This is a genomic window from Bradyrhizobium sp. McL0616 (genome assembly GCF_049993385.1).
Taxonomy (GTDB): domain Bacteria; phylum Pseudomonadota; class Alphaproteobacteria; order Rhizobiales; family Xanthobacteraceae; genus Bradyrhizobium.
Genome location: NZ_CP188255.1, coordinates 4,511,485 through 4,537,297, shown reverse-complemented (window position 1 = coordinate 4,537,297; position 25,813 = coordinate 4,511,485). Strand labels below are relative to the sequence as shown.

General features: G+C 64.4%; 22 protein-coding genes. 9 read left to right on the top strand and 13 right to left on the bottom strand.

Translation table 11 applies throughout. The features are described from left to right. Nucleotides 1–59 precede the first annotated feature (59 nt). The 3 genes from ACPPVR_RS22015 to pcsA form a co-directional block, all read right to left on the bottom strand. Complete coding sequence (locus ACPPVR_RS22015) at nucleotides 60–1,034, bottom strand: quinone oxidoreductase family protein (RefSeq protein WP_426608687.1); 975 nt, start codon at nucleotides 1,032–1,034, stop codon at nucleotides 60–62. 76 nt (nucleotides 1,035–1,110) lie between these two features. Beyond that, a complete protein-coding gene (locus ACPPVR_RS22010; RefSeq protein ID WP_426608686.1) occupies nucleotides 1,111–1,845 on the bottom strand; it encodes a TerC family protein in 735 nt (244 codons plus the stop codon). Further along, nucleotides 1,842–2,567, bottom strand: a complete 726-nt coding sequence (gene pcsA / locus ACPPVR_RS22005) for a phosphatidylcholine synthase (RefSeq protein ID WP_426608685.1) — start codon at nucleotides 2,565–2,567, stop codon at nucleotides 1,842–1,844. The genes ACPPVR_RS22010 and pcsA overlap by 4 nt, the downstream gene beginning before the upstream one ends. A gap of 128 nt (nucleotides 2,568–2,695) precedes the next feature. Here pcsA and ACPPVR_RS22000 point away from each other — a divergent pair, with 128 nt between their 5' ends. Continuing rightward, the gene (locus tag ACPPVR_RS22000; protein ID WP_426608684.1) at nucleotides 2,696–3,880 is read left to right on the top strand and encodes a UbiH/UbiF family hydroxylase; all 1,185 of its coding nucleotides are present in this window, start codon (nucleotides 2,696–2,698) and stop codon (nucleotides 3,878–3,880) included. 18 nt (nucleotides 3,881–3,898) lie between these two features. Here the strand turns inward: ACPPVR_RS22000 and ACPPVR_RS21995 are convergent, their stop codons facing one another. Beyond that, nucleotides 3,899–4,852, bottom strand: coding sequence for an AEC family transporter (locus ACPPVR_RS21995; protein ID WP_426608683.1), 954 nt, complete (start codon nucleotides 4,850–4,852; stop codon nucleotides 3,899–3,901). Between the two features lie 106 nt (nucleotides 4,853–4,958). Between ACPPVR_RS21995 and hspQ the strand changes: the two genes are divergently transcribed. Further along, nucleotides 4,959–5,291, top strand: a complete 333-nt coding sequence (gene hspQ, locus ACPPVR_RS21990) for a heat shock protein HspQ (protein ID WP_092028580.1) — start codon at nucleotides 4,959–4,961, stop codon at nucleotides 5,289–5,291. 98 nt (nucleotides 5,292–5,389) lie between these two features. On the opposite strand, the gene ACPPVR_RS21985 is transcribed toward hspQ, so the two are convergent. Next, the gene (locus ACPPVR_RS21985) at nucleotides 5,390–6,205 is read right to left on the bottom strand and encodes an invasion associated locus B family protein (RefSeq protein WP_426608682.1); all 816 of its coding nucleotides are present in this window, start codon (nucleotides 6,203–6,205) and stop codon (nucleotides 5,390–5,392) included. 259 nt (nucleotides 6,206–6,464) lie between these two features. Here ACPPVR_RS21985 and ACPPVR_RS21980 point away from each other — a divergent pair, with 259 nt between their 5' ends. From ACPPVR_RS21980 to ACPPVR_RS21970, 3 genes are all read left to right on the top strand, one after another. Further along, nucleotides 6,465–8,294, top strand: coding sequence for an extracellular solute-binding protein (locus tag ACPPVR_RS21980; protein WP_426608681.1), 1,830 nt, complete (start codon nucleotides 6,465–6,467; stop codon nucleotides 8,292–8,294). Nucleotides 8,295–8,298: 4 nt separating this feature from the next. Further along, entirely contained in the window at nucleotides 8,299–9,801 is a 1,503-nt protein-coding gene (locus ACPPVR_RS21975) for an AMP-binding protein (protein ID WP_426608680.1), read from the top strand. Between the two features lie 84 nt (nucleotides 9,802–9,885). After that, on the top strand, nucleotides 9,886–11,109 hold the full coding sequence (locus ACPPVR_RS21970; RefSeq protein ID WP_426608679.1) for a GGDEF domain-containing protein: 1,224 nt from the start codon (nucleotides 9,886–9,888) through the stop codon (nucleotides 11,107–11,109). A 68-nt stretch (nucleotides 11,110–11,177) separates the two neighbouring features. Here ACPPVR_RS21970 and ACPPVR_RS21965 read toward each other — a convergent pair whose 3' ends face one another. The 4 genes from ACPPVR_RS21965 to ACPPVR_RS21950 form a co-directional block, all read right to left on the bottom strand. Continuing rightward, the gene (locus ACPPVR_RS21965) at nucleotides 11,178–11,387 is read right to left on the bottom strand and encodes a hypothetical protein (RefSeq protein WP_426608678.1); all 210 of its coding nucleotides are present in this window, start codon (nucleotides 11,385–11,387) and stop codon (nucleotides 11,178–11,180) included. Between the two features lie 23 nt (nucleotides 11,388–11,410). Next, nucleotides 11,411–12,535: an acyl-CoA desaturase gene (locus tag ACPPVR_RS21960; protein WP_426616154.1), complete on the bottom strand. Its 1,125-nt coding sequence runs from the start codon at nucleotides 12,533–12,535 to the stop codon at nucleotides 11,411–11,413. 271 nt (nucleotides 12,536–12,806) lie between these two features. Next, a complete protein-coding gene (gene mfd / locus ACPPVR_RS21955) occupies nucleotides 12,807–16,325 on the bottom strand; it encodes a transcription-repair coupling factor (RefSeq protein ID WP_426608677.1) in 3,519 nt (1,172 codons plus the stop codon). Continuing rightward, nucleotides 16,322–16,612: a succinate dehydrogenase assembly factor 2 gene (locus ACPPVR_RS21950; RefSeq protein ID WP_426608676.1), complete on the bottom strand. Its 291-nt coding sequence runs from the start codon at nucleotides 16,610–16,612 to the stop codon at nucleotides 16,322–16,324. The genes mfd and ACPPVR_RS21950 overlap by 4 nt, the downstream gene beginning before the upstream one ends. Nucleotides 16,613–16,799: 187 nt before the next feature. Here ACPPVR_RS21950 and recG point away from each other — a divergent pair, with 187 nt between their 5' ends. Beyond that, nucleotides 16,800–18,908 carry an ATP-dependent DNA helicase RecG gene (recG, locus tag ACPPVR_RS21945; protein ID WP_426608675.1) on the top strand — a complete coding sequence of 703 codons (2,109 nt, stop codon included), beginning with the start codon at nucleotides 16,800–16,802 and terminating at the stop codon, nucleotides 18,906–18,908. Between the two features lie 57 nt (nucleotides 18,909–18,965). Beyond that, nucleotides 18,966–19,493 (top strand): AAA family ATPase, encoded by a 528-nt coding sequence (locus tag ACPPVR_RS21940; RefSeq protein WP_426608674.1) that lies wholly within the window; start codon nucleotides 18,966–18,968, stop codon nucleotides 19,491–19,493. On the opposite strand, the gene ACPPVR_RS21935 is transcribed toward ACPPVR_RS21940, so the two are convergent. The 3 genes from ACPPVR_RS21935 to glmS all read right to left on the bottom strand — a co-directional run bounded on the left by ACPPVR_RS21935 (nucleotide 19,490) and on the right by glmS (nucleotide 23,142). Next, nucleotides 19,490–20,347 carry a DUF1932 domain-containing protein gene (locus ACPPVR_RS21935; protein WP_426608673.1) on the bottom strand — a complete coding sequence of 286 codons (858 nt, stop codon included), beginning with the start codon at nucleotides 20,345–20,347 and terminating at the stop codon, nucleotides 19,490–19,492. The two genes, ACPPVR_RS21940 and ACPPVR_RS21935, sit on opposite strands and share 4 nt — an antisense overlap. 105 nt (nucleotides 20,348–20,452) lie before the next feature. Next, complete coding sequence (locus ACPPVR_RS21930; protein WP_426608672.1) at nucleotides 20,453–21,226, bottom strand: DUF502 domain-containing protein; 774 nt, start codon at nucleotides 21,224–21,226, stop codon at nucleotides 20,453–20,455. An 89-nt stretch (nucleotides 21,227–21,315) separates the two neighbouring features. Beyond that, the gene (gene glmS / locus ACPPVR_RS21925) at nucleotides 21,316–23,142 is read right to left on the bottom strand and encodes a glutamine--fructose-6-phosphate transaminase (isomerizing) (RefSeq protein WP_426608671.1); all 1,827 of its coding nucleotides are present in this window, start codon (nucleotides 23,140–23,142) and stop codon (nucleotides 21,316–21,318) included. A gap of 223 nt (nucleotides 23,143–23,365) precedes the next feature. On the opposite strand from glmS, the gene ACPPVR_RS21920 reads away from it, so the two are divergent. Beyond that, a complete protein-coding gene (locus ACPPVR_RS21920) occupies nucleotides 23,366–23,584 on the top strand; it encodes a hypothetical protein (RefSeq protein ID WP_426608670.1) in 219 nt (72 codons plus the stop codon). A gap of 17 nt (nucleotides 23,585–23,601) precedes the next feature. On the opposite strand, the gene ACPPVR_RS21915 is transcribed toward ACPPVR_RS21920, so the two are convergent. Then, nucleotides 23,602–24,006 carry a hypothetical protein gene (locus tag ACPPVR_RS21915; RefSeq protein ID WP_426608669.1) on the bottom strand — a complete coding sequence of 135 codons (405 nt, stop codon included), beginning with the start codon at nucleotides 24,004–24,006 and terminating at the stop codon, nucleotides 23,602–23,604. Between the two features lie 174 nt (nucleotides 24,007–24,180). On the opposite strand from ACPPVR_RS21915, the gene ACPPVR_RS21910 reads away from it, so the two are divergent. Next, entirely contained in the window at nucleotides 24,181–25,797 is a 1,617-nt protein-coding gene (locus tag ACPPVR_RS21910; RefSeq protein ID WP_426608668.1) for a GMC family oxidoreductase, read from the top strand. Nucleotides 25,798–25,813 lie beyond the last annotated feature (16 nt).

Genomic DNA, 25,813 nt, shown 5'->3' with positions numbered 1-25,813 from the left:
CGGCCCCCATCATCGGGCCGCGCTTCGCGCGGACCCGGTGGCTCCCAATGACGGTAGCGCTACGGCTTCAATATCGACGCGCCCGTGGTCTTGCGGCTTTCGAGGTCGATATGGGCCTTTGCGGCATCTTTCAGCGCATAGGCGTGGTTGATCGGCACGTGCAGCTTGCCGTTGATGACGGCGGAAAACAGCGTGTCGGCGCCTTCCAAAAGCTCCGAGCGCTTGCCGACGTAATCGTTGAGCTTCGGCCGCGTCGCAAACAGCGAGCCGTGATTGTTGAGCTCGGCGATCGAGAACGGCGGCACGGGGCCTGAGGCATTGCCGAAGGAGACGAACATGCCGCGCGGCTTCAGGCAGGACAGCGAGCCTGGAAAGGTCGCCTTGCCGACGCCGTCATAGACGACGTCGCAGCCCTCGTTGCGGCTGATTTGTTTGACGCGCGCGACGAAATCTTCCTCGTTGTAGAGGATGACGTGGTCGCAGCCATTGGCCTCCGCAAGCTCGGCCTTCTCGCGCGAGCCGACCGTGCCGATGACATGGGCCCCGAGCGACCTCGCCCATTGGCAGGCGAGCAGGCCGATGCCGCCGGCGGCGGCGTGGATCAGCACACGATGATGCGGCTCGACCTTGAAGGTCTTGTGCAGCAGATACCAGACCGTCAGGCCCTTGAGCATCAGCACGGCGCCCTGCTCGTAGGTGATGTGGTCGGGAAGCTTGACCAGCTTCTCCCAGGGGATGTTGCGCTCGCCGGTATAGGCGCCGAGATTGTGATAGTAGGCGACGCGGTCGCCGGGATGGAAATTCGTCACGCCCGGTCCGACGGCCAAGACCTCGCCCGCGGCCTCGTTACCGGCAATGAAGGGCAGCCCCGGCGCCTTGTAGAGGCCTGTGCGATAATAAACGTCGATGAAGTTCAGGCCGATCGCATGCTGGCGGATGCGCACCTCGCCGGTAGCAGGCGCCGGCACCTCGACGCTTTCATAGACCAGGGCTTCGGGGCCTCCGACATTGTGCACACGGACCGCTTTGGTCATCACCTGACCTCCTCTTCTCGCCTTTCAAGCGAAAGACATCGCGCCCGCCTTGTCAACTCGACGCTGGCGGGAACGCCTAAACCGACGGCTTGCCGGCCTTCTTGCGGTTGCCCTTGGCGAGCACGTTGAAGAATTCCACCGCCGCCGAGAACGCAATTGCGAAGTAGATGTAGCCGCGCGGAATGTGGAATTTGAATCCGTCCGCAACCAGCGCAACGCCGATCAGCACCAGAAATGCCAGCGCCAGCATTTTGGTGGTCGGATGCTCGGCGACGAATCGCGCCACCGGTCCGGACGAAATGTACATGATCAGGCAGGCGATCACGACGGCCGCGATCATGATCTCGATGTCCTGCGCCATGCCGATCGCGGTGATGATCGAGTCCAGCGAGAATACGATGTCGATGACGACGATCTGGGCGATCACCCAGAAGAAGGCGTTACGGCCAGATTTACCCTCGCCCCCGCCGCCATCGGCTTCGACCTCGGCGTGGATCTCGTGCGTCGCTTTTGCGATGAGGAACAGGCCGCCGCCGATCAGGATCAGGTCGCGCCAGGAGAAGTCGTAGCCCTTGAAAGCGAACACCGGCGCGGTCAGGCCGATCAGCCAAACCAGCAGGCTGAGCAGGATGATGCGGAAGACCAGCGCCAGCGCGAGCCCGATCTGGCGGGCGCGGCGGGCCTGCTTTTCGGGGATGCGGGAGACGATCACCGACAGGAAGATGACGTTGTCGATGCCGAGCACGATCTCGAGCGCGGTCAGGGTCAGCAGCGCGGCCCAGGCCTCGGGGCTGGTTAACAGATGCATCATGCGAAGGATCTTGCCAGCCGGATCATGGCGTCGCTGAAGGTGATCCAGATCGCGATCGCGCACAGCGCAATCGTCACGCCGGCACCGGCGCGAAAATCCATCTCGAGCACGTAGAGGGCGAGCAGCGCCCAGATCCCGATCAACGACATCGTCAGCCAGCGCAGCCGCACCACGCGCACCGGATGCAGCACATGGAACGGCACGAAGGTCAACACGACCAGCGCTGCGACCAGCAGCGTCGAGGACAGCGGCGGCCAGTGCAGCAGGAACAAATAGAATGCAGCCGCATTCCACAGCGCCGGGAAGCCGCGAAAATGATTGTCGTCGGCTTTCATGCGCAGATCGGCGAAATAGAGCGCACTGGTGACGATGATGGCGATGCCGAGCAATGGCGCTGCCACCGGCAGCAACAGGCCGCTGGCCACGATCGCATAGGCCGGCACGAACACATAGGTGACGAAGTCGACCACGAGATCGAGCACATCGCCCGACCAGTTCGGCTGCACGTCCTTGACGTTCAGCCGGCGCGCGATCGGACCGTCGATCGCGTCGATGATCAGGGCGACACCCAGCCATTGAAACATCGCCGCCCAGTGCTCGCGCACGGCCTCCAGCATCGCCAGCAGCGCAATCGCCGCCCCGAACGCGGTGAAGATATGCACCGAAAACGCCGCGGCGCGGATCGCGGGCCTCGGCTTGAGGGAATCCTCTTGGCTGTCCATGGCCTCTGCTACCAGAATGGGACCGATTTGCACATCCGCCGTCGCGGCGTTCCTTCGCGCAATTCGCCTTAAAAGCCGGAAAAATAGGTGGGCTTGAATTTGCCGCGGAGCATGTCATGTGTCGTTCCATGACAGATGGAACGGCACTTTTTGACGCAGCCATCATCGGCGGCGGACCGGCAGGACTTGCGGCTGCAATTGCGTTGGCGCAGGCCGGCGCCCGGACCGCCCTGGTGGCGCGGCGCGTGCCCTATGCCGACAACCGGACCACGGCGCTGTTAGGCGCCTCCGTCGATCTCCTGGAGAGCCTCGAGGTCTGGCCGCGCTGCAAGGACAAGGCGGCAGGGCTCGAGGTCATGCGCCTCGTCGACGACACCGGCCGGTTGTTCCGCGCGCCGGAGGTCCGGTTCTCTTGTCACGAAATCGCGCTCGACGCCTTTGGCTACAACATCGACAACCGCTCGCTGATGCTGGCGCTGGAGGCACGCGCGGCGGAATTCGCCAATCTCGTCCGTTTTGACGACGAGGCCGAAAATGTCGTCATCGAAGCCGATGATGTCGCGATCCGCACGGCCTCCGGACAGTTTCTGACAGCGCGGCTCGTGGTCGGCGCCGACGGCCGGCACTCGCTGTGCCGGGAGGCAGCCGGCATCGAGGTCACGCGACGCGAGCTGACGCAGACGGCGCTGACCTTCAACGTCAGTCATGCCCGGCCCCATCGCAACGTCTCGACCGAGTTCCACACCCCGCACGGCCCTTGCGTGTTCGTGCCCTTGCCCGGCAACCGCTCCAGCATCGTCTGGGTTTCGGCGCCCACTGAGGCCGAACGGCTTCGCGCGTTGAGCGACGAACAGCTCTCTGCCGCGATCGAAAAACAGTCGCATTCCATTCTCGGGCGCATGACGGTCGAGCCCGGCCGCAGCCTGTTCCGGCTGGCGATCGAGCGGCCCAAATCCTTTGCCCGCGACCGCATCGCGCTCGTCGGCGAAGCCGCCCATGTGGTGCCTCCGATCGGCGCCCAGGGCCTCAATCTCGGCCTCAGAGATGCCGCCGATATTGCGAGGTTTGCGGGCGAAGCGATTGCGGCCGGCCACGATCCCGGCGCCCCCGAGATGCTCAAGCGCTACGACCGGGCGCGGCGTCCGGACATCCTGAGCCGGACCTTTGCGATCGACATCGCCAACCGCTCTTTGCTCAACGACTTCCTGCCGCTCCAGCCGGTCCGTGCCGTCGGCATGCACTTGCTCGGCGCCATCGGCCCGCTCCGGCGTTTTGCGATGCGCGAGGGGCTGACGCCAACCTGGCGCAAGTAATTCGGCGAAAGTAGCGTTTTACGGAAACGCCAGCCGGTCAGTCTGGAGCAACCACATCACGCTGGTCAGCGTGACCACCGACGCAAACGTCCCGAGCAGCACGGCGACGGATGCGGATTCGATCCAGGCATCGTTCTGACGGGCGATCACGAACACGTTCAGCGCCGGCGGCAGCGAGGCCATCAGCACGGCGGTCGCGGCCCAGGGCTGCGCGAACGGACCGAATGCCAGCATCAGGCCAAATGCCGCGAGCGGATGGATCAGGAGCTTGATCGCGATCACGCCCGGCACCTCCCAGGGCACGCGATTGAACGGGCGGAGCGCCACCGTCACGCCGAGCACGAACAGCGCGGTCGGAGCGGCGGCGTTCTGGAGGAAGGTGATGGTGCGATCGAGAGCGACCGGCAGCTCGATATGGAGCGCCGCGACTGCCGCGCCAAAACAGGCAGACATGATCAGCGGGTTGAGCACGATCTGCTTCAGCACGACGCCGAAGGCATGCACGATCGAGGGATGATCGCGGTCGGAGAGCTCGATCAGCAGCGGCACGATCGAGAACAGGAAGATGCTGTCGCAGCAGAAGATCAGCGCAGTCGGCGCCGACGCCTTCGGTCCAAGTACGGCAAGCGCCAGTCCCGGCCCCATATAGCCGATATTGCCGTAGCCGCCGGAAAGGCCCGCGAGCGTCGCCTCGCGCAGCGTCAGCCGTCCCAGAACCTTGCCGACGACGAGCGCGATGGTGAACGCCGCAACCGTCGACAACGTGGTCGCGACCAGGAATGGCGGGTTGTTCAATTCGGAGAACGGCGTCTTCGACATGATCGCAAACAGCAGCGCCGGCAACGACACGTAGAGCAGGAAGAAGTTCATCCAGGCGAGGCCCGATTCCGGCAGGGATTTGGCCTTGCCGCAGGCAAATCCGACGAAGATCAAGCCGAAATAAGGTAGAGCCAGATTGAGGATATCGACCATTGATGAAGTGTTTTCTGAAGGCTTGGGGGCTATCTGCCCCTTAACGGCGGGTTAATTCCAAATCAGGCCACTAGCATCGGCCACAATCCTGGTCTATCGACGGGGAATGATTAAAGCGCGGACCGCCAAATTCCAGATCGGACAGGTCGTTCGCCACCGGATCTTCTCGTTCCGGGGCGTGATTTTCGACATCGATCCGGAATTCAACAACACCGAGGAATGGTGGCTTTCGATTCCTGAAGAGGTTCGGCCCCACAAGGACCAGCCGTTCTATCACCTGCTCGCAGAGAACGCGGAGTCGGAATACGTCGCCTATGTCTCCGAGCAGAATCTGTTGCCCGACGAGTCCGGTGAGCCGATCCGCCATTCCCAGGTCGCCGAGATCTTCATCAAGGACAAGACCGGCGGCTACCGCCCGCGCAACCCCTCGCTGAACTGAGCCAGTCGTTCTTGAACTGAGTTACTCCGCCAACAAGTGGTCAGCAAAAAAGGCGCTCGAAACGAGCGCCTTTTTCATGTCTGGACTTAAAGTCCCGATTACTTCTGGCCGGCCGCAGGTGCGGCGGGAGGCGTGCCCTGCTGCTCGAGCTTCTTGCGCTGCTCGTCAGCCTTCTTCTGAAGCTCCTCCTGGAGCTTCTTCTGGGTTTCCTCGAACTGCTTCGGATCGGTCGGCGGACCGTCATAGGCCTTCTGGAATTCGCCGGCGAGCGGCAGCGGCAGGGTCAGCGGCGCGCCGTTGGCGTTGATCGCCTGGACAACGAGATTCTGGCCCTTCTTCATGTTGTTGATGAACTCGGGCGTGGCTTCGTAGTCCGACATGCAGCCGTTCTGGAAGCAGATCACATACGGGCTCTGCAGCGGCGCATTGTTGTCCACGATGATGCGGGTGCCGTGCACAAGCTGCATGCCGAGCGGCAGCGTCACGCGCAGGATCTTCTTGGGCTCGCCTTCCGGCTCGATGATGACGGCCGCGATGACCGGCTGGCCCGACTCGATACGGCCGTCCTTGCCGGTGAAGCAGACCTGCTTGGCGTTGGCTTCCTGGCCCTTGAGGCAGAACTTGGTCCAGGGCGCGTAGATCAGCTGGATCTGCTGATCCGCCGGCTGGCCGCCCTGCTGCGCCGGAGCCGGTGCAGGAGCCTGCTGTGCCTGGGGCGCCGGGGCCGGCGCGGGAGCAGCCTTGGGAGCAGCCTTCGGCGCGGCCTTCGGGGCGGGAGCGGCCTTGGGCGCGCCCGGAGCCGGCGCGGGGGCCTGCGCTTCAGCGGCAAACGGAACGACCAACGCCGTCGCCGTCAACAGGGCGAGAAGTCGCCCGCGCGGCCGGATGGACGCGGCCAAGTAACGGAAATTCATTGCGGAAAACCCTTTCTGAACGGGAAGTGCCCGAGCCGCTCCGAAGCGCCGAACCGAGCCGCCTGGCGCGGCTCTCTCCCCGTCAATTGAGGCGGATACGTGACGGGCTCGGCGCTCGTGCGCGATTGCCCGTCTTCTTAGCGTGGCCGACGGAAAGATCAATGCCGACAAGCGTCTTTGACCGCATCCGGGCCGGCTCTCAGTGAAATTCCCTGTGATAGGATTCAGGCCCGCCCCGTCCTCGAATCAACGTGTCGAGATGTTCATGTTCCAACGCCTGCTCGAGGGCCCCGGCGTCCGCCTTTTTATTCTGGTTCTGGCGACCTGGCTGACGGCAAGCGCAGCCCGGACCGAGGAAGCCCACGCCATCGCCATGCACGGCAAGCCGGCTCTGCCGGCCGATTTCACCCACATGCCCTATGCCAATCCCGATGCGCCCAAGGGCGGCCGGCTAACCTGGGGCATCCTCGGCGCCTTCGACAGCCTCAATCCATTCATCGTCAGGGGATTGGCCGTGCAGCCGATCCGCAGCTACGTGGTCGAGAGCCTGCTTGCACGCGGCCAGGACGAGCCGTTCACGCTTTACGGGCTGCTGGCCAAAACTGTCGAGACCGACGATGAGCGGAGCTACGTCACATTCCGCCTCGATCCCCGCGCCCGCTTCTCGGACGGCAAGCCGGTGCTCGCGGAGGACGTGCTGTTCTCCTGGCAGCTTCTGCGGGACCATGGTCGTCCCAACCTCCGGCAATATTACGCCAAGGTCGCCAAGGCCGAGGCGCCGGATCCCCTCACCGTCCGCTTCGACCTCGCAGGCGCCAATGACCGGGAATTGCCGCTGATCCTCGGCCTGATGCCGGTCCTGCCGAAGCACGCGATCGATGTCGCGAGCTTCGAGGAGACGACATTGACCGGGCCGATCGCCTCGGGTCCCTACCGCGTCACGGCGGTAAGGCCGGGTGCCAGCGTGACCCTGACCCGCAATCCCGACTATTGGGGCCGCGACCTCCCGGTCAATCGCGGGCTCTACAATTTCGACGAGATCAGGCTCGACTATTTTCGCGAAGCCAACGGCCAGTTCGAAGCCTTCAAGCGCGGCCTCTATGATTTCCGCGTCGAGAACGAGCCTCTGCGCTGGCACGACGGCTACGATTTTCCGGCGGCGAAGAGCGGCGAAGTGATCCGCGACACCGTCAAGCCCGGCGTGCCGCAGCCTTCGGAATTCCTGGTGTTCAACACGCGACGTCCGATGTTCGCCGACATCCGCGTGCGCCAGGCGCTGACGCTGCTGTTGGATTTCGAGCTGATCAACCGCAACTATTTCTTCTCGCTCTATTCGCGCGTCGCCGGCTATTTCGCTGGCTCGGATCTCTCGGCCTATGGCCAGCCCGCGGATGCGCGCGAGCGCGAACTGCTCAAACCCTTTGCCGCGCAGATCCCGCCCGATATCATGGATGGCAGCTACCGGCTCCCCGTCACCGACGGCTCGGGGCGCGACCGCACCACGCTGCGCGCGGCGCTCAAACTGTTGTCGGAGGCCGGCTACGATCTCGACGGCACGGTGTTGCGCAACCGCGCGACGAAAACGCCCTTCACCTTCGAAATGTTGGTGACGACCCGCGACCAGGAGCGCATCGCGCTCGCCTTCCAGCGCGATCTCAAGCGCGCCGGCATCGAGCCGAGCGTGCGGTCGGTCGATCCCGTGCAATTCGACCAGCGCCGGCTGGCTTACGAGTTCGACATGATCCAGAACCGCTGGGACCAATCGCTCTCGCCCGGCAATGAGCAATATTTCTATTGGGGCAGCGCGGCCGCGGACAATCCGGGCACCCGCAACTACATGGGCGCCAAGGATCCCGCCGTCGATGCCATGATCGCAGCCCTGCTGGAGGCCCGTGAACATACGGCCTTCGTGTCGGCGGTGCGGGCGCTCGATCGTGCCCTGATCGCAGGCTTCTACACAATCCCCCTGTTTAACGTATCCGAGCAATGGATCGCGCGGTGGAATCGGATAGAACGACCAAGGGCTACCGCGCTCTCCGGCTATCTGCCGGAGACCTGGTGGTCGAAGGATCCGCCTCCAGCGAAGTGACGCCGTGAACCTGCCAGCCGTATCGCCGACACTCGACACGCTGTTCCAGCGCACGCTGACGCGGCAGCCGCACGCGCCTGCTTTGCTCGATCCCCTCAACAAGGCCCGCGTCACCGGGCACCAGCCGCGGCGGCTGACCTATGCCGAAGCCGACACCGCCATCGAAGCGCTCTCGGCGCACTTCGTCAATTCGGGCCTGCCGGCCAATTCCGTCATCGCGGTCCAGCTGCCTGCTACGGTCGAGTTCGTGCTGACGGTGCTCGCCGCCCATCGCGCCGGTCTCGTCGTCGCCGTGCTGCCGCTGCTGTGGCGGCATGCGGAGCTGACCGCCGCGCTCAACCGCACCGCGGCGCGCGCCATCGTCACCATGAGCAAGGTCGACGGGGTCAGCTATTCCGACCTCGCGATGCACGCCGCAGCGGAAGCGTTCTCGATTCGCCACGTCTTCGGTTTCGGCCCCGACCTGCCCGAAGGCATGGCCTCGCTCGACGAGGTGCTGGCGCGTCCGCCCGGCACCACGCGCGCCGTGATCCAGGACGGCCGCAAGGCGGCGATGATCTCCTTCGACGTCACGGCGGAGGGCTTTCGCCCGGTGCCGCGGCCGCATTTCAGCCTGATTGCCGGGGGCCTTGCGATGTCGCTGGAAGCCGACATCAAGCAGGGCTCTACCGTGATGGCGGCGTTCACGCCGATGTCGTTCGCGGGCCTCGCCTCCTCGCTCGCGGTGTGGCTGCTCTGCGGCGGCACGCTGGCGCTGCATCATCCCTTCGAGAGCGAGGTGCTGGAGCAGCAGATCAACGCGCAAGAATGCGACGTGCTGATCGCTCCGGCCCAGCTCGCGCTGCGGCTCGGCGAGTCCGACCTGGCGGCGCGAATGCCGACCTTGCGCAATGTCATCGGCCTGTGGCGTGCGCCGGAACAGGTGGCGGCGAGCGAAGCCTGGACTGCGCCCCATGCGCCGCTCACCGACGTCTATCTGTTCGGCGAGGCCGGGCTGTTCGGCGCAAGGCGTGGCGAGGACGGCATGCCGGTGGCGGTGACGCCCGGGCCGCACGGCGCCCCGCGCGAGCAATCGGGCTCCTCGATCGCCGGCGACATCCTGCTGACCCCGAAGGGCACGCTCGGCCTGCGCGGACCGATGGTGCCGATCGCGGCGTACGCGCCGCCGCAGCCGGTCGGCGACACCCTGATTGCGCAGCCGCCGCGCGATTATGTCGACACCGGCTATGCCGCGCGAATCGACCGTGCCAGCGGCGCGATCTGCATCACCGCGCCGCCCTCCGGCATCATGGCGGTCGGCGGCTATCGCTTCCTGTCCAACGACCTGCAGGAATGGGCGCGCCGGCTCGGCCAGGGTGCGCTTTTGACCGCGCTGCCCGACCGGCTCTCAGGTCACCGGCTGGCCGGCCGGGCCCAGGACAATGCCCGCGCCCGCGAGGCGCTCAACGAGCTCGGGCTTAACCCCTTGATGGTCGAGGCCTTTCGCGACCGCTCCGGCACGGTTTGAGCGCAGTTTCGGCCCATTCGTTGACGCAGCGTTAAGGCGGCCAAACTAGATTGCGCAGCATCGATTGCGTGATCAGAGTTTGTGATGTCCCAGGCGGGCCCGATCCTGTTTGTGTCCAATGCCGAGCGCCCCGCCTTCATTGCGGCGCTGGATGAAGCCCGTCTCTTTCCTGTCGTCGACAGCGATTGGGCGAGCGCCTCGCGCGCCATCGAGCAGGTGCAGCCGGCCGCCGTTCTCGCCGCGGTGTATGGCGGGCACGAACCCCATATTGCGCTGCTTGCGAAGAAGATCGCGGACCAGCCGCTCTATCTGCCACTGGTCGCCCTGGATGCGCAGGGCACGCTGCCCCACAACGCCCTGCCCTTCTCCTCACGCGGCGGCAATGCCGATCGCCTGGTCGCGCGGCTGCGCGCGGCGATGCGCGTGCGCACCCTGCATGCAACGGTGCTGCGCCGGCTGCCGGAAGTCAAAGTCACGCTGCCGGAAGCCGATCCCGTGCGCGATGCCACCGTGCTGCTGATCGGCCGCGGCGCGGCTTACCCCGCGCTCTCCGTCGCGCTCGGCGAACGCATGGGCGTCATCGGCGCGCTCTCGATCGAGGCCGCGGCAAAGCATCTCAACACCCGCGACATCGATGGCGTCGTGCTCGCCGAAGGTTTTACCCCGCGCGTCACCGACGCCTTCCTCACGGTGCTCGCCGAGGACACCCGCTTCCGCAACCTGCCCGTGGTCGTTACCGCGCACCAGCTCACGCAGAGCTATGATCTGCCCAATCTCGAGCTGATCGCGGGCGAGCCGGCGAAGGTCGCCGCCAATGCGCTGCCCTTGATCCGCCAGCATGCGATGGAAGCGCAACTGAGCCGCACACTGCGCTCGATCGACGCCGGCGGCTGGCTCGATCCGCGCAGCGGCTTGCTCACGGTCGAAGCCTTCGCCCGCGATTTTTCCAAGGCGGTCGAGCAGACGCTCGCGCGCGGCGGCGGCTTGTCGGTGGCGCGCTTCGCCTTCGATCCCGGCAATCCCCGCGCGCAACTCGACGCCGCGCGAATCCTCAGCCGCCTGATGCGGCAGATGGATTTCGGTACAGCCCAGAAGGACGGCTCGGTGGTCGTCGTGTTCGCCGAGACCGACTTCCGCACCGCGCACATGATCGCCCGCCGCCTCTCCGCGGTGATGCGGCACACCTCGAACGGCAAGCACGAGATGCGCAGCGATCCCGTCGTCAGCGTGGATTCACTGTCGTCGTCGGATACTGCAAGGTCGCTGCTCGGGCGTCTGTCCGCCGACGCCTCGCGCGCGGCGTCGTAGGCAACCGCCGGCATTTCCGGATCTCATGCGCTTCTTGACGTCCGCCGTTCGGCCTCGGCCTCGGCCGTTTACGTCATCACGAGCTTGATCTGTCCGTCCTCGACGGTTCTCGTTGCGAGATCATCGCGTGCGGTTCCCGCCGGGATCTTCCCGGCTTTCGCTGGGCGCTTCAGTTCAAGGCTGGGCTGCGTATTGCGGACCGCCTCGGTCAGCATCTCGCGGAGTTCGGCTTTTGTCTTGGGGGCTTGCCGCGTGGTCGATTTCTGCCAATTGGTCATACCCCTATATGGGGATGCTCGCGCTAAACGCCACCCTTCGCGTTCGCGTTGGTCGATAGAGCGGGAGTGGCCAGGAGAAAGCCGACGGAGTCGTTCAAGAGCTCGTAGGCCCGGTCGACAATGTCGTCCAGGGATATGGTCTTGGCGAACATGCGCTGCGCTTCAGCCAGCAACTGATCCCGCGTCGGCATGCTGGACAGGCGCAAATCGGCACGTTGCTGCAACAGACTGAGCGCGTCCCGGACCGACAATTCTGTCTCATGGATCGAGGCTCTGATCGCAAGCGCAATGTGTTCGGGATTAAAGCGAGCGGCGAGCTGCTCAGCTGCCTGCTTGACCACGCGTGATCCCAGCCGGTGCTCATTGCGGAGAACCTGCTTGGGCGGCATCTTCAGATCCCGGACAATCCCGAACCAGGACAAGGCCACCAAGGTGTAATAGGTGAGATCAATCTCATACCAGCGGAAGCCCTGCCGGGCGCTGGCCTGATAGGCATGATGGTTGTTGTGCCACCCCTCACCCATCGTCAACAGAGCGAGCAGCCAGTTGTTGCGGGAGTCATCACCGGTCACATACCGCTTGCGTCCGTGAACATGTGCGAGAGAGTTGATGCAGAACGTGGCGTGATACACAAGAACAGTGCTCCAGAGGAATCCGACCACGAGTCCTGACCACCCGGCAAGGAGGAAGCACAGACCCGCGAGCACGATCGGCGGCAACAGCTCCAGCCTGTGCAGCCACATCAGCTCGGGATACGACGCAAAATCCGACACTTTCACCAAATCAGTCGCATCGTGCTGCCTGTAGAAAATCCAGCCGACATGACTGTACACGAAGCCCTTGTGCCGGGGGGAGTGCACATCCTGCGCCGTGTCCGAGTGAAGATGATGATGGCGGTGTTTGGCAGCCCACCAAAGAACGCTCTTCTGAGCGCTGCTCTGGGCAACGAATGCAAGGATGAATTGGAACACGCGGCTGGTCGCGTAAGCCCGATGCGAGAAGTACCGATGATATCCGCCTGTGATTCCGAACATGCGCAACCAATACAGAGCGGCGCAAATAACGACGGCTTGCCACGAGACGCCGGTCCAGATCGCCGCGACACATCCGGCGTGGATCAATACAAACGGCAGGACCTGCGGATACATGACGTCGTCGTGTTCCTGCTCTGAGTCCTGGCCTGAATCGATATTGATAGACACGCGCGAAACCTCAGCTGTTCAATGGGCGGGCCAACCCGCAACCGGTGTAAAAATACCCGCGTCCGGTAAACCAGTCGCGGGTCGTTGGATGTCGTTCGGTGGAACTCGATGAACCCAACATGGCTGCTGTTCGGTCAATCTGCAAGTGGCCATATGTCGCCTTACCCAAGTGCGGCGCTCCGTTTCGCGCTGCGCCGCCCCCGGAATAATACGGCCCCTACGCCGCCTTCTTGCTGTGCGCGAGCTGAGCCAGCTGGCGCATGATCTCCGTGGTGCCGGCGAGCCGCTCTTCCGGCGTCTCCCAATCCTGGAAAAACACCACCTTCATGTCGGGCCGCACCTTGGCGGCCTGGCCATGGCTGCGGATGAAGGTCACCAGGCGCTCGGGATGCGCAAAGGAATTGTCGCGGAAGGTGATGACGGCGCCCTTCGGGCCGGCATCGATCTTCCCGACATTGGCCTGGCGGCAGAACGCTTTGATGGCGGCGACCTTGAACAGGTAGCGCACCTCGTCCGGCAGCACGCCAAAACGATCGCGCATTTCCGCACCAAAGTTCTCGATCTCTTCCTCGCTGTCGAGATCGGCGAGCCGCCGATACAGCGACAGCCGCACCGAGAGGTCGCCGACGTAGTCCTCCGGAATGAGCACGGGCATGCCGATAGTGATCGACGGCGACCAGCGGTCGGCGGCAGGCTCGGAGACGCCGGCTTTGAGGTTGACGATCGCCTCCTCCAGCATCGACTGGTAGAGTTCGAAGCCGACCTCCTTGATGTGGCCGGACTGCTGCTCGCCCAGAATATTGCCGGCGCCGCGGATGTCGAGGTCGTGGGAGGCGAGCTGGAAGCCCGCGCCCAGGGTTTCCAGCGATTGCAGCACGGTGAGCCGGCGCTCGGCCTGCGCGGTGATCTTCTGCTGCGCTGGCAGCGTAAACAGCGCGTAGGCCCGCAGCTTGGAGCGGCCGACGCGGCCGCGCAGCTGGTAAAGCTGGGCCAGGCCGAACATGTCGGCACGATGCACGATCAGCGTGTTGGCGTTGGGAATGTCGAGACCGGACTCGACGATGGTCGTCGACAAGAGGATGTCGAACTTGCCGTCGTAGAACGCCGTCATGATGTCCTCGATCACCGCGGGCGGCATCTGGCCGTGCGCGACCGCGACCTTCATCTCGGGCACGTTCTTGTCGAGGAAGTCCTTGACCTCGGCGAGATCGTCAATGCGCGGCACCACGTAGAACGCCTGGCCGCCGCGATAGCGCTCGCGCAGCAGCGCCTCGCGGATCATCAGGAGATCGTGCGGAGCGACGAAGGTGCGCACCGCAAGGCGATCGACCGGCGGCGACGCGATGATCGAGAGCTCGCGGACGCCGGTGAGCGCCAGTTGCAAGGTGCGCGGGATCGGCGTTGCCGACAGCGTCAGCACATGCACCTCGGAGCGAAGCGCTTTTAGCCGTTCCTTGTGGGTGACGCCGAAATGCTGCTCCTCGTCGACGATGACGAGGCCGAGATCGCGGAACTTGATGGCCTTGCCGAGTAGCGCGTGGGTGCCGACGACGATGTCGACCGAGCCGTCGGCGATGCCCTTCTTGACCTCGTTGAGCTGCTTGGTCGGGACCAGGCGCGAGGCCTGCGCCACGTTCACCGGAAATCCCTTGAAGCGCTCGATGAAGGTCCTGTGATGCTGGCGGGCCAGCAGCGTGGTCGGCACCACCACGGCGACCTGCTTGCCTTCGAGCGCGACGGCAAAGGCCGCACGCAGCGCCACCTCAGTCTTGCCGAAGCCCACGTCGCCGCAGATCAGCCGGTCCATGGGACGGCCGAGTTCGAGGTCCTTCAGCGTGGATTCGATGGCGCCTAACTGGTCCTCAGTCTCGTCATAAGGGAAGCGTGCACAGAACTCGTCATAGAGGCCCGGCTGCACCGGCAGCTTTGGCGCCTCGTGCAGATGGCGCGCGGCGGCGATCTTGATCAGTTCGCCCGCGATCTCGCGGATGCGGTTCTTGAGTTTCGCCTTGCGGGTCTGCCAGCCGGAGCCACCCAGGCGATCGAGCTCGACTGTGGTCTGGTCGGAGCCGTAGCGCGACAGCAGCTCGATATTCTCGACGGGAAGAAACAGCTTTGTCTCGGCGGCATAATGCAGCTCGAGACAGTCATGCGGCGCGCCGGCGACGTCCAGCGTCTGCAGGCCGATGAAGCGGCCGATGCCGTGGTCGACGTGGACGACGATGTCGCCGGCGGCCAGGCTGGTCACCTCCGAGATGAAATTGTCGAGCTTGCGGCTCGCCTTGCGCGGCCGCACCAGGCGATCGCCGAGAATGTCCTGCTCGCTGATGAGCGCGATCTCGTCGGTCTCGAACCCGCTTTCGAGGCCGAGCACGGCGAGCATGGTCTCGTTGCGCGGCGTGGCCTGCACCGTCCGCCAGCTGTTGACGCTGGTGGTGTGGGGCAGCTTGTGGTCGCGCAGCATCGAGGTCATGCGATCGCGCGAACCTTCACTCCACAGCGTGACCACGACCTTCTTGCGCTGGGCATGCAAGGCCATCACGTGGCTGACCACGGATTCAAATACGTTGACGGTGGTGTCGTTGCGCTCCGGCGCGAAGTCGCGGCCTTTTCGCGCGCCGGCATCGACCACGCTGGTGCCATCGGCCGGCACGGAGAACTGCGTCAGCCGCGCCAGAGGAATGTCGGCGAGGCGCTTGGCCCACTCGTCCTCGGTCAGATAGAGCCGGTCCGGCGGCAGCGGCTTGTAAATCGCCCCGCCGCCCGGATGCTCCATCGCGTCGCGGCGGGCCTGGTAGTAATCGACGATCTGCTTGAAGCGCTCGCGGACCGCGTCCTCGGCCTGCGGCTCGATCGCAACGCTGGCGCCTTGCAGATAGTCGAACAGCGTGTCCATCCGGTCCTGGAACAGCGGCAGCCAGTGCTCCATGCCGGGATGGCGGCGGCCTTCGCTGACGGCCTCGTAGAGCGCGTCGTCGCGCTCGGGCGCGCCGAACTCGGCGACATAGCCCATGCGGAAACGGCGGATGGTGTCGGTGACGAGCTGGAATTCCGAGATCGGGACGAGATCCAGCGAGCGCATGTCGAGCATCGTGCGCTGGGTCTCGGCGTCGAAGGAACGGATCGATTCCAGGCTGTCGCCGAAGAAGTCGAAGCGCACCGGCTGGTCAAGGCCGGCCGGAAACAGGTCCAGAATGCCGCCGCGCACGGCATATTCGCCGGGCTCGCGTACGGTCGAGGAGCGGTTGTAGCCGTTGTGCTCGAGCCAGGCGACGATGGTATCCATCGGCACGACATTGCCGGGCGCGACCGACAGCGCCTGCGCGGCGACGACATCACGCGACGGCACGCGCTGCACGATTGCGTTCACCGTGGTCAGCACGATCAGCGGCTTGTCGCTGCCGGTGAGCGGGGCAAGTCGCGCCAGCGTGGTCAGGCGCTGCGCCAGGACGCCGCCATGGGGAGAGACGCGGTCATAGGGCTGGCAGTCCCAGGCCGGGAAAGTCAGCACCGGCAGATCGGGCGCGAAGAACTGCAGCGCGCGCTCGAGCTGCTGCATCCGCGGCCCGTCGCGGCAGACCACCGCCAGGCTGACGGCCGGCTTCTTAGGCCGCGCCGCGATGGCGCGCGCGAGATCGGAGATGACAAGGCCTTCGGCGCCTTCCGCAACATTGGCAAGTGTCAGCGCGCGGCCGGGCGTGAGCAGCTCGGCCGGCGACTTCGTACCCGGTTTCATAAATTGCCGTCCGTAATCGGGAACGCCTTGATGCGGGCAAACAGCCCGCCGGCGGCATCAGCTGGCAGCACCTTGTCGCCGATGATCGCGGCATAGAGATCGGGGTCGGACTCTTCGAGCAGGCGCTCGAGTTGGTCGAGCTCGGCGTCGGACAAATTGCCGATCTCGGCATCCGCGAAGCGGCCGAGAATCAGGTCCATCTCGCGCGTGCCGCGGTGCCAGCAGCGGAACAGAATCCGCTTGCGGCGCTCATCCAGGCCGTCGCTCGATCGTGTCGTTCCCGTCATGTCTCAAATCCAGTCAAACGCCAAAAGCCCGGACGTGCCGGGCCGGCGTGATATAGCCACTCGGACCGCCGGTGTCAGCCCTCGATTTGTCATATCGATTTGTCATGGCCCGCTTGCCGGCAAAAAAGACGTGGATGCCCGGCATAAAGCCGGGCATGACGGGCCGAAACGATCCTAGATTCACCTGATGCGCCCAAGCCTGCTCAATCCGCTGTTTGCTCCCGTGACTACCCTGCCCGGCGTCGGTCCGAAGCAGGACAAGTTGTTGCAGTACCTGCTCAGCCGCAACGAGACGCCGCGGCTGGTCGACCTGTTGCTGCATCTGCCGAGCCAGGTCATCGATCGCCGGGCGCGGCCGAAGATTCGCGACGCCGTCCAGGGAACCATGGTGACGCTGGAGGTCACCGTCGACCGCCACCGCCCGCCGCCGCCGCGCAACGCCCGCGCGCCGTATCTGGTCTACGCCAGCGACGAGACCGGCGATGTCGTCCTGACGTTCTTCCGCGCCAAACCCGGCTATGTCGAGAAGCTGCTGCCGATGGGCGAGAAGCGCTACGTCTCCGGCACGCTCCAGATGTATGACGGCATCCCGCAGATCGTGCATCCCGACCGGGTGCTGGACGAAGAGGCGATTTCAAAGCTCTCCGGCATCGATCCGGTCTATCCGCTGACGGAGGGACTGGCGCTCGGCTCGCTCCGCCGTGCAGTCGCACAGGCGCTGCAAAAGCTTCCGGCCTTGCCGGAATGGATCAGCCCGGAGGTGCTGCGCCGCTGCAATTTCCCGCCGGTTGCGGAAGCGCTCACCCGCGTGCATCAGCCGGTCGAGCTCACCGACATCCTGCCCGAAAAACAGTTCTGGTCGCGCCTCGCCTTCGACGAACTGCTGGCCGGCCAGCTCGCACTCGCTTTGATCCGCGCACAGCTGCGCCGCCCGGCCGGCGTGCGCAACGCCGGTGACGGGCACCTCCGCAACAAGATCATCGATGCGCTGCCCTATGCGCTGACGTCCTCCCAGCGCGACGCGGCCGCGGCGATTGCGAGCGATCTGCAACAGCCTGTGCGCATGCTGCGCCTTCTCCAGGGCGACGTCGGTTCCGGCAAGACTGTGGTGGCACTGCTTGCTGCCGCTGCGGTGACCGAAGTCGGCAAACAGGCCGCGCTGATGGCGCCGACCGAAATCCTGGCGCGCCAGCACATCAAGACCATCGCACCGCTGGCCGAGCGCGCCGGGATGCGGGTCGCGATCCTCACCGGGCGCGAAAAAGGCAAGGAGCGCCGCGAGATCATCGCACGGCTGGCCGATGGCGACATCGATCTCCTCGTCGGCACGCATGCGCTGATCCAGGACGACGTGATCTTTAGTGATCTCGCACTCGCCATCGTCGACGAGCAGCATCGCTTTGGCGTGCGCGAGCGCCTGGCGCTGACGTCGAAGGGCGCGGCCGTCGACGTGCTGGTGCTGAGCGCAACACCGATCCCGCGCACACTGGTGCTGACCTATTTCGGCGACATGGACATCTCTGAGCTGCGCGAGAAGCCGGCCGGCCGCCAGCCGATTGAAACCCGCACCATATCGATGAGCCGCCTTGAAGAAGTCACCGAGAGCATCGGCCGCGCTTTGCAGGCGGGCAAGCTGGTCTACTGGATCTGCCCGCTGGTCGAGGAGTCCGAGGCCGAGGGCACCGAGCACCTGACCAACGCGACCAAGCGCTTCGAGGGCCTGCAAAAGCGTTTCGGCGACCGTGTCGGCCTCGTCCACGGCCAGATGAAAGGCACCGAGAAGGATCGCGTGATGGGCCAGTTCGCCGCCCACGAGATCGGGCTTCTGGTCGCGACCACCGTGGTCGAGGTCGGCGTCGACGTTCCGGCCGCCACCGTTATGGTGATCGAGAACGCCGAGCGCTTCGGCCTTGCGCAGTTGCACCAGCTGCGCGGCCGCATCGGGCGCGGCTCGGAGGCCTCCACCTGCCTGCTGCTCTACTCGGAGCCGCTCGGCGAGATGTCGAAGGCACGACTGAAAGTGATCCGCGAGACCACTGACGGGTTTCGTATCGCCGAGGAGGATCTGAAGCTGCGCGGCGAAGGCGATGTGCTCGGCGTACGCCAGAGCGGCCTGCCCGGCTACCGCATCGCGCGCTCGGAGGTCCACGGTCAGCTCATCACCCAGGCCCGCGACGAAGCGCTGCGCATCATGAAGGACGATCCGAAGCTGAAGAGCGAGCGCGGCGAGGCGCTGCGGTGTCTGCTGTATCTCTACGAGCGCGACGAGGCGATCCCGCTGATCGGGGCGGGCTGATCTGCGGGCGGGCAGCGCAATCTTTCATTGCGGCTGATTTCATGAAACCCTCCGGCCATGCGCCGGATCATCGTTGTTGGCAGCCAGGGAAGCGGAAAGACGAGCCTCGCCCGAAAACTCGGGCAAAAGCTTGGGCTGCCGGTCGTGCATCTCGACGTGCTCTACTGGCGGCCGGGCTGGAAGGCGTCCGACACGGCAAGCTTTCGCGCGCGCGTCACTGACGCGATCGCGGGCGACGCGTGGATCGTCGACGGCAGCTTTTCCGGGCTGGGCTTCGATCTCACACTCGCGCGCGCCGAGACATTGGTCGTCATCGACCGCCCGCGCTGGCTCTGCCAGTGGCGCATTCTCTTGCGTTCGGCCTTCGATCGCTCCACGTCGCGGCCGGACCTGCCGGAGGGATGTCCGGAACAATTCGACTGGAAATTGATGCGGGAGGCGTGGCGCTACAACAGCGAGCGCGCGCCTGTCATCGAGGCCGAGCGCATGCAGTATGGCGCGGACGTCCCGGTCGTGCGCCTGAGCAGCGACCGGGACGTCCAGGATTTTCTGGATTCCGTTTCGTTGGACCAAAAGGGTAGCTAGGCTTTTTTCTGCGCGATGCTCGCGGCGAACGCCTTCAGCAACGCGGCGTCCGCCGCCTCACCCTTGGCATCCGCGGCGAGATGCTCGAACCAGCGAGCAAAGCCCTCGTATATCTGGCTGGCCGGATGATCCGGCCCGAGAAAGCCGGATATCTCCCGCATCTCCGCGACCCAGCGATAGGCCTTCGGAATCATGTCGGGCAGCGAGACTTCGAGCCGCGCCAGGATCGCGGGCTGGCTCAGCGCGAGTTCGTCGCGGAGCGCATCCGCAGCGCCGGCTTTCGTGGCCGCGACCACCATGGCCGAGCTGATGCCGGCGAGGCCCTTGACGATGCCGGCGTAGGACATCTTGAGCGCCGAGGCAGCGCCAACGGGACCTTCGACGATGCGAACGTCGAGGCCAAGGTCTTTGAGTACCGCAACGTCCCCAGTGTATTTGCCGGACATGTAGAAGGCCGGGCTCTTGCCGCCGGGCTGCGGCGGGAAGCCGATGATGCCGGCATCGACGAAGGGGGCCTGGGCCGAGCCGATGATCTCCTCGATCCGCTTCACCGTGTCGACATTGACGGCGTTGCAGTCGACCACGACCGGCTTCTTGTCGCGCCCGACGATCAGCGCGGCCAGCCGCTCCGCGAGCGCCACGGCCTCGCCCGGCGGCACGATCGAAAGGATGATATCGGCGTCCGCGATGGCGTCGTCCTCGGCGCCGACCATGCCGGCATCCGCCGCCCGTTTCAGCGTCGCTTCGCTGCGTCCCTTCAAGGACGTCAGCACCCGCGCGCCGTTCTCGGTCAAGCGGCGGGCCACCGCGCTGCCCATGGCACCGGGCGCGAGGATCGCAATGGTTTTGGACATCGGGCACTCCAGGTCGAATTCCGAGCGATACACTCGGGTCGACTGGAACAATAGCAGACGACGGAAGCGCCTGCGCGAACGCGGCCATCCCGCGGAGGAATGGCCCTACTCCACCTTCGCAGGCTCGGGCTGAAGCGTGGAGGCGTTGGCAATGCGCGCGGCGTTCGCCATGCCGGCGAGCGCGGCGGCCTTCTTCGGGTCGGGTGCCGCGCCGGGCTGTACCACGCCGGCCGACATGATCAGTGTCGCGGCATCTTCGGTGCTCATGTCGACCTCGATGATCTTGCTCTTGGGCACGTAGAAGAAGAAGCCGGTGGTCGGGTTCGGCGAGCACGGCAGAAACACCGAGACATGCTCCTCCTGCCCCGGCAGGCTGCGCGCGACGTCCTCGTTCGGCGACTGCGAGATCAGCACGATCGACCACATGCCCGGCGATGGAAACTCCACCAGACCGACCTTCCGGAAGCTCGAGCCCTTGCCCGAAAACAGCGTCTCGAACACCTGCTTCAGGCCACGGTAGATGGCGCGCACCGCCGGAATCCGGCCGACAAAAGTCTCGCCGAGATCGACCAGGGTGCGGCCGATCAGATTCGCGGTCAGGAAACCGAGCATAGTCAGCGCGAAAACTGCGACAATCAGTCCCCAGCCGGGAACGACGTACGGCATATAGGTTTCGGGCCGATACGCCAGCGGTATGAATGGCCGCACCACGCCGTCGACCCAGGTGACGAACCACCAGACCAGATAAAGGGTGATTGCAATCGGCCCCGTCACGATGAGGCCGGTGAGGAAATAGTTGCGGAAGCGACCCATCAGGCCGGTATGCGGCTCCGGGATGGGATCAGGCAGAGGCGCAGGCGCGTCGTCGCGGGCGGTCATTCGGGTTCCAGGTCGGTCGCTTCGTTCAAGCTAGGGTCTTCTAGCAGGTTTTGGAAGACCACCTAGCGTCCCGGCCCGATCCCTTCTGCCTATTCCACGGTCACGGATTTGGCGAGGTTGCGCGGCTGATCGACATCCGTGCCCATCACCACCGCCGTGTGATAGGCGAGCAACTGCACGGGAACGGCATAGACCATCGGCGTGAAGGCGGCCGCCATGTCCGGCATGATGATGGTGACAAGGGACTCCACGGTCGCCTCCTCCGCGCCCTTGGCGTCGGTCATCAGGATGATGTTGCCGCCGCGGGCGGCGACCTCCTGCATGTTGGAGACGGTCTTCTCGAACACCCGGTCGTAGGGCGCGATGACGACGACCGGCATGGTCTCATCGATCAGCGCGATCGGGCCGTGCTTGAGCTCGCCGGCGGCATAGCCCTCGGCGTGGATGTAGGAGATTTCCTTCAGCTTCAGCGCGCCTTCGAGCGCCAGCGGATAGCTGGTGCCGCGGCCGAGATAAAGCACGTCGCGGGACTTGGCGATCCTGTGCGCAAGCTTTTCGATCTGGGGCTCGGTGGTGAGCGCATCCGCCATCAGACGCGGGACCTCGACGAGGCCGTGGACCAGCTTCGTCTCGTCCTCCTCGGACAATTCGCCGCGGGCCCTGCCGGCCGCAATGGCGAGGTTCGCTAGCACCATGAGCTGGCAGGTGAAGGCCTTCGTCGATGCGACGCCGATCTCGGGGCCGGCCAGCGTTTGCAGCACCGTTTCGCTCTCGCGCGCGATCGTCGAGGTCGGCACGTTGACGACGGCAATGGTATGCGCGCCCTCGGCCTTGGCGTAGCGCAGCGCGGCCAGCGTGTCGGCGGTCTCACCGGATTGCGAGATGAAGATGGCGAGATCGCCCTTGCGCAGCGGCGCTTCGCGGTAACGGAATTCGGAGGCGACATCGACCTCGACCGGCACGCGCGCAAAACGCTCGAACCAGTATTTTGCGACGATACCGGCATAGCTCGCGGTGCCGCAGGCCGTGATGTTGATGCGCTGGATGTCCTTGAAGTCGAACGGCAGCTTGACCGGCAGCGCGACGCGCTCGGTCGCCATGTCGACATAGCGCGCGAGCGTATGGCCGACCACTTCCGGCTGCTCGTGGATCTCCTTGGCCATGAAGTGGCGGTAATTGGCCTTGTCGACCAGCGAGGTCGCGGCGGCGTGCTTGATCTTGTCGCGCTGGACGGCGTGGCCGTCCTTGTCGAAGATCGCAGCGCTCTTATGGGTCAGCACGACCCAGTCGCCGTCCTCGAGATAGCTGATCGTGTCGGTGAACGGACCGAGCGCGATGGCATCGGAGCCCAGATACATCTCGCCGTCGCCATAGCCGATCGCGAGCGGCGGGCCGTTGCGGGCACCAATCATGAGATCGTCTTCGCCGGCGAAGATGAAGCCGAGGGCGAAGGCGCCGCGCAGCCGTGCCAGCGTCAGCTTCACCGCTTCCACCGGCTTGTTGCCGCGCGTCAAGAGATCGTCGACGAGATGCAGCACGATCTCGGTGTCGGTCTGGGTGTGGAACACCGTGCCCTTCTTCTCGAGCTCCTCGCGCAACTCGCGGAAATTCTCGATGATGCCGTTGTGGACGACAGCCACGCGCTCGGTCGCATGTGGATGGGCGTTGTTGACGGTCGGCTTGCCGTGGGTGGCCCAGCGGGTGTGACCGATGCCGGTGGTGCCCTTGAGCGGCTCCACTTCCAGCCGCTTCTCCAGATTCTTCAGCTTGCCCTCGGCGCGGCGACGCTCGATGAGCCTGCCCTCGAGCGTGGCGACGCCGGCGGAGTCATAGCCGCGATATTCAAGACGTTTGAGCGAATCCACCAATTGCTCTGCAACCGGTTCGCGCCCGAGAATGCCGACAATCCCGCACATGCGGATCAATATCCCCCAAAACGTCGAAAAATCGCCTAAACGACGCGCTCGGTTTTTAGCGAAGTTCCTAAGGAACCAGATACTCAATAATTATGACGGATTGCGACAGCACACGATGACGGCAGCTTGGCGTGCGTCGATGTGGCCGGCCGGCCTTTAACCGCGCGTATTAACTCGTTGTCAATACGTTTGGCCAACGATTCCCGTCCGGGAGATCAAGGCCATGAAAGCCACGCCCGACCGCAAAGGTCTGTCACCGAAATATCTGCTCGCCAGCGAGACCACGGGCACGCGCCTCGCGCATTGGCCGCCGCCTCACCGCGGCAAGGAAAGCAAGCCCGTCCTCATCACGCAAGCTGCCGGCGAACCGGCGAAGCGTGCCAGGCCGCGCGGCTGGCGCCTGACGCGTGCGATGTTGTCGGAAGTCGCCGACGACGAATAGCGCCCCCGCGGACGTCGCTACCCCAACGCGGCGCTCAAGTGAAATGTTGCGGCCAGGATGCGCCAGCCTTCGGCAAAGCGAACAACGTTGTAGGACTGGCGCCACTGCCTTGCCACGCTTCCATCAGCGCGACGGTTTTTCCAAGTCAGGGTTACGAGGGCACTGCGCTCACCGATAGGCTCGGCCACGAGATCGTGGATCGTCGCACCCTTGGTCCCCTCGCCTTTGTAGATGTCAGCCACGCCTTGGAAGAATCGCGCAATCTCTTCCCGGGACTGAAAACAGTGTATCGAGCCATCTCCTCGCATGGTAATCGTAGGGACGCTGTAAAACCCGGCTATTTGCTCGCCATCATATGTGGCAAAAGTTTCGTTATATCGGTTGAGGAAGTCCGACATCTCGAGTTCAAGGGCTATCGCCATCGTTTCCTCCAGAATTCCGAACGCACCACGTTATGCCTACGTGGAAAGACGGACAAGGTCCGACGGATTTGAGACCAAGGATCCAGACGCGCTGCTGATTTGCCATTAAGACCGATGGCCAACCAGCCATGGCAATATTCTTTCTCGTGAATGCAATCGTGACGAACGGTGATCATGAGCAAGTTTGAATTTCACGCCGAGTTTGATGTCGTTGTGGTTGGCGCAGGATCTGCGGGCTGCGTGCTGGCGGCGCGTCTCACAGAGAATCCAAGCATTACGCTTTGCGCCATCGAGGCTGGTGGACCTGATCGCAATCCGTGGATCCACATACCGATGGGGTTCGGCAAGCTCGTTGCCAATCCGAACGTGAACTGGGGCTACGCGACCGAGCCGGAGCCCGGTCTTGGCGGCCGCACCATCAGCTGGCCACGCGGCAAGGTGTTGGGCGGCTCCGGCTCCATCAACGGACTTGTGTTCCTCCGGGGCGCACCGAGCGACTATGACGAATGGCAGCGGCTCGGTGCGCGAGGCTGGGGCTACAATGACGTGCTTCCCTACTTCAAGCGGATGGAACATTGCGTCAAGGGCGCCAATGAGTGGCGCGGCAGTGGCGGCCCGATGACGATCGCCGAGACCAAACGGCCATGCACGGTCACAAAGGCATTCATCGACACCTGTGAGCGGCTGCAGTACCAGCGTAACCCGGATTTCAACGGCGAGCGCATAGACGGGATCGGTTTCGCGCCCCTCAACGTCCACAATGGCTGGCGCCGCTCGACCGCCGTTGGCTATCTCAAGCCAAACCTTTACCGGCGCAATCTCGAACTGATGACCAAAAGCCATGTGCGCCGGATCCTGTTCGAAGGCCGCCGCGCCGTCGGTGTTGAGGTCGAACGAGACGGCCAGACCCAGCGCATAGGTGCACGGCGCGAACTGATCCTGTCCGGCGGCTCGATCAACTCGCCGGTGCTGCTACTCGCCTCCGGGATCGGGCCAGCTACTGAACTTGGCGCGCAAGGCATCGACGTCATGCTGGATCTCGCCGGCGTCGGCAAGAATTTGCAAGATCATTATCTGTCGAACTTTGCGTTCAAAACCAACTCAGCCGGCACACTTAACGAAGCCGTCATGTCTCCGGTCAAATCGGCAAAACTCGCGTTGCAATGGCTGATCGACGGCTCTGGACAAATGTCCATCGGTGCGACCGAAGCAATTCTGTTCGCCAAATCGAGCCCGTCTGAGCCAACGCCGGACATCCAATTCATGGTCCACAAGTTCTCATCCAACGGCTTGATATATGGCCTGCATCGCTGGCCCGGATTCAGTTTTGTCTTCAACGTCTGCCGGCCGAAGAGCCGGGGCGAGATAACGCTGCGCGATGGAGATGCGCGAATGCCGCCCCGGATCCTGGCCAATTACTTGACCCATCCCGACGATGTCAGGGTCATGTTGGCGGGGTTTCGCATTGCGAGCCAGATCGCGGCGACCGATCCATTCCGTTCGCTCATCAGTGAGCCGCTGCGGCCGGGACCTGACGTGAAAAGCGACGAGCAAATCACCGACTATGTCCGGAAGGTCGGATCAACCGTGTTTCACCCCTGCGGTACCTGCCGGATGGGCGAGGACGACAGCGCTGTGGTCGACAGCGCCTTGCGCGTGCGCGGCATCGAAGGCTTACGGGTCGTGGACGCATCCGTCATGCCAGCCGTGCCGTCCTCCAACATCCATCCCGCGACGATCATGGTCGCCGAAAAGGGAGCGGATATTATCGCAAAGGCTTTGGCGAACTGAACCGAAATTCGGGCAA